Below are 1,156 nucleotides of genomic sequence, written 5' to 3'. Positions count from 1 at the left end.
CTAATTGTTACTAATAAATTGGTTGTTAATCATGCAAGACATCACGGTAATAGATAAGGTCTCTTTGGATAAAGTTAATATCGGTGATAGTGTTATTAAATTAGATAAAGCATCTATTATTCAAACCAAATTGCACAAAGAAGATGTTAAAGAAATCGTGCAAGAGGGAAATAACTTAGTTATTAAGTTAAATAATGGCGAACAAATCACAATTGAAAATTATTTTGTGAAAGATGCTACTGGTAATACCTCGGATTTAGTATTTGAAGGAACAGTTTGTGCATTTGAGCAAGTGGTTTGGGAAAATGGTGCTGCTGGTTTTAAGGAACTCACAGGTCTTGAAGAGTTACTACCGATTGTAACGGGTGCCGGTACAGGTGGTGTTGGACCTTTACCTTGGGTTATAGGTGGGATTGTTGCTGGTGGTATCGGTGCAGCTGCTGGTAGCTCGGGTGGTAATGGTGGGGCGAAGAAGCCAGCTGTGTTAGAAGCGCCTAAAGTTGAAATTGAAAATGATAAAAATAATGATGGTGTATTAAACAAAGAAGAAATTGGTGATGCGACTCATATTAATGTAATTGTGACCATTCCAACAGGTGCAGTTGCGGGCGATACGATTACAGTCAAAGATCAAAATGGTAAAGAGTATCCTCATAAACTTACTCAAACGGATATTGATGCTGGAAAAGTAACTGTAGCTGTAGATATACCTGCAGAAGGTACTGACTTAAAAGTGACTGCAACGATTGAAAATGCAGGTGGTACATCTACAGAGTCTGCACCTGATAGAGCGACTGTTGATACAGTTCCACCGACTGTATCAGTGACGTATGATCCGAGCAAAGGTGAGTTCACAGTAGACTTTAGTGATGAGCCAATTAACCCAAATACGGGTAAGCCATTTACGCCAGAAGAGATCAAAGACCTCATCATAAGTGATCCAAAGAATAATTTAGGTCCAGATACAACTGTGACTGTAGATCCAGAAGATCCGACAAAATTTGTGGTTACACCATCACCAAAAGACCCATCAAAAGATGTGACTATAGAGATTCCTACAGGTTCGTACGAAGACAAAGGTGGTAACCCTGGTCTAGAAGGTGCAACGACTGATGATGTTGTGCCTCCAAGTGTAAAAGTAGAAATCACGCCAGAT

General features: G+C 39.6%; 1 protein-coding gene. It reads left to right on the top strand.

Annotated elements, in window-relative coordinates:
- Positions 1 to 31: 31 nt before the first annotated feature.
- Positions 32 to 1,156 (top strand): BapA/Bap/LapF family prefix-like domain-containing protein (locus EXE10_RS21005; RefSeq protein WP_130114599.1); only part of this gene is annotated, 1,125 nt, incomplete at its 3' end.

The sequence above is a fragment of the Acinetobacter sp. WCHAc060033 genome (genome assembly GCF_004209125.1).
GTDB classification, from domain to species: domain Bacteria; phylum Pseudomonadota; class Gammaproteobacteria; order Pseudomonadales; family Moraxellaceae; genus Acinetobacter; species Acinetobacter wuhouensis.
The sequence above is the reverse complement of the archived record's forward strand: the minus strand, read 5'-3'. Positions and strand labels throughout refer to the sequence as shown.